At 74.3% G+C, this 2388-nt stretch carries 3 protein-coding genes; 2 read left to right on the forward strand and 1 reads right to left on the reverse strand.

All coding sequences use genetic code 11. The features are described from left to right. On the reverse strand, window positions 1–278 hold a 278-nt coding region (locus MCAG_RS25020; RefSeq protein WP_007075742.1), incomplete at its 3' end, for an aldo/keto reductase. 84 nt (window positions 279–362) lie between these two features. Between MCAG_RS25020 and MCAG_RS25025 the strand changes: the two genes are divergently transcribed. Further along, on the forward strand, window positions 363–1169 hold the full coding sequence (locus tag MCAG_RS25025) for a trans-aconitate 2-methyltransferase (RefSeq protein WP_007075743.1): 807 nt from the start codon (window positions 363–365) through the stop codon (window positions 1167–1169). Further along, window positions 1166–2191 carry an adenosine deaminase gene (locus MCAG_RS25030; protein WP_007075744.1) on the forward strand — a complete coding sequence of 342 codons (1026 nt, stop codon included), beginning with the start codon at window positions 1166–1168 and terminating at the stop codon, window positions 2189–2191. Before MCAG_RS25025 ends, MCAG_RS25030 begins: the two co-directional genes overlap by 4 nt. Window positions 2192–2388: the final 197 nt, after the last annotated feature.

Here is a 2388-nt window from a genome sequence, read left to right on the forward strand (position 1 = left end):
GCCTCCGGCCGCTGCTCGACCCGGCGGCCCATCTTCGTCGCCACGGTCAGCCCCGCGTCGGGGCGGGTCCGCAGGAACCGCCCGATGAACTGCTCGCTGCGTCCGTCGCCGTACACGTCGGCGGTGTCGATGAACGTGACGCCCGCGTCCACGGCGGCGGACAAGACGGCCATCGCGTCGGCCTCGTCGACCCGGCCCCAGTCCGCGCCGAGCTGCCAGGCGCCGAGCCCGACCACGCCGACGTGCCGCCCGAGCCGGGAAAAAGTGCGCTGCTCCATGCCCTGGAGCCTAAGTGACCTGCTTGTCTGGCCGCGCGGCGGGTCGTACTCTGAAACAAGACGGACGTACGGTTTGGAGGCGTGATGTGGGATCCGGCGACGTACCTGCGCTACCGCGACGAGCGGGGCCGGCCGTTCTACGACCTGCTCGCGCGCGTCCCGGCCGAACGGCCGCGGGCCGTGGTCGACCTCGGCTGCGGGCCCGGCACCCTGACCGCCGGCCTGTCGACCCACTGGCCGCACGCGCGGATCTCCGGCCTCGACTCGTCGCCGGAGATGATCGACCGGGCCACCGAGCTGGACGCGCCGGTGGACTTCACGGTCGGCGACGTGCGCGACTGGCACCCCGCCCCGGACGTCGACGTGGTGGTCAGCAACGCCCTGCTCCAGTGGGTGCCGGGCCACCGGGAACTGCTGACCCGATGGGTCGCCGAGCTGCCCGCCGGGGCGTGGCTCGCCTTCGGCGTGCCGGGCAACTTCGACGCTCCCTCGCACCGGGCGCTGCGCGAGGTGGGCCGAAGCGGGCCGTGGGCCGCGGAGCTGGCCCTGATGCAACCCGACAGCCCGGTAGACGACGCGGTCGGCTACGCCACGCTGCTGACCGGTGCCGGCTGCGCGGTCGACGCCTGGGAGACTACCTACGTGCACCTGCTGCCGGCCCCCGCAGACGCCGACCACCCGGTGCTGACCTGGATGGAGGGCACCGCGCTGCGCCCGGTCCGGGCGGCCCTGGACGACGCCCGGTGGGCCGGCTTCCGCGCCGCGCTCTCGGCCCGCCTCGCGGCGGCCTACCCGGTCCGCCAGGGGCAGGTCTGCTTCCCGTTCCGCCGCGTCTTCGTCGTCGCCCGCACCGGTGCCCGCCCGTCGCACCCTGCCAAGGAGAGCCCGTGACCGACCTGTCCGCGTTCATCGCCGGCCTGCCCAAGGTGGAGCTGCACGTGCACCACGTCGGCTCCGCGTCGCCGCGCATCGTGGCCGAGCTGGCCGCCCGCCACGAGGGGGCCAGCCCGGTGCCGGCGGACCCGGACGCCCTGGCCGACTACTTCGCCTTCCGCGACTTCGCGCACTTCATCGAGGTCTACCTCAGCGTCGTGGACCTCGTCCGTGACCCCGACGACGTGTGGATCCTTACCCACGAGGTGGCCCGCGAGCTGGCCCGCCAGCAGGTCCGGTACGCCGAGCTGACCGTCACCCCGTACTCCCACGTGCGCCGGGGCATTCCCGCGCCGGCGTTCTGCGAGGCGATCGAGGACGCCCGCAGGCGGGCCGAGGCCGACTTCGGCATCGCCCTGCGCTGGTGCTTCGACATCCCTGGCGAGGCGGGGCTGCCGGCCGCCGAGGAAACCCTGCGGATCTGCCTTCAGGAGCGGCCGGACGGGCTGGTCAGCTTCGGCCTGGGCGGCCCCGAGATCGGCGTGCCCCGGCCACAGTTCAAGCCGTACTTCGACCAGGCCCGGGCGGCCGGGCTGCACTCGGCCCCGCACGCGGGCGAGACCACCGGCCCGCAGACGATCTGGGACGCGCTCGGCGACCTCGGCGCGGAACGCATCGGCCACGGCATCTCCGCCGCCGACGACCCCGAGCTGCTCGCCCACCTGGCGCAGCGGCGCATCGCCCTGGAGGTCTGCCCCACCTCCAACGTGCGCACCCGGGCGGTCACGTCGCTCGACGCGCATCCGCTGCCCCGCCTGGTCGAGGCCGGCGTGCTGGTCACCATCAACTCCGACGACCCGCCGATGTTCGGCACCACGCTCAACGACGAGTACGCCGTGGCTGCCCGGCTGCTCGACCTCGGCCCGCAGGGGCTGGCGGCGCTGGCCGCCGACGCGGTGACGGCGTCGTTCCTGGCACCGGGGGAGAAGGCGCGGCTCACCGCCGAGATCGACCGCTACCTGGCCACGACGGCCGGCTGACCGGGCCTCCTTGCCGGCCCCGCCGGACCACGGGCCGATGGGCACCCCGATCTGGGGAGTGGCGCGCGGCGGGAGGAGGTTGTGGGGGGGACCGCACTCCCGCCGCGCGCACGGCTCCACCGACCTGAGGAAACCCCGGAGTGCCGGGCGGAACTGATGGGTTCGCCCAGATTTCTTGCCACCCCCGCGTCCGATAT

This window comes from Micromonospora sp. ATCC 39149 (assembly GCF_000158815.1).
Lineage (GTDB): Bacteria > Actinomycetota > Actinomycetes > Mycobacteriales > Micromonosporaceae > Micromonospora.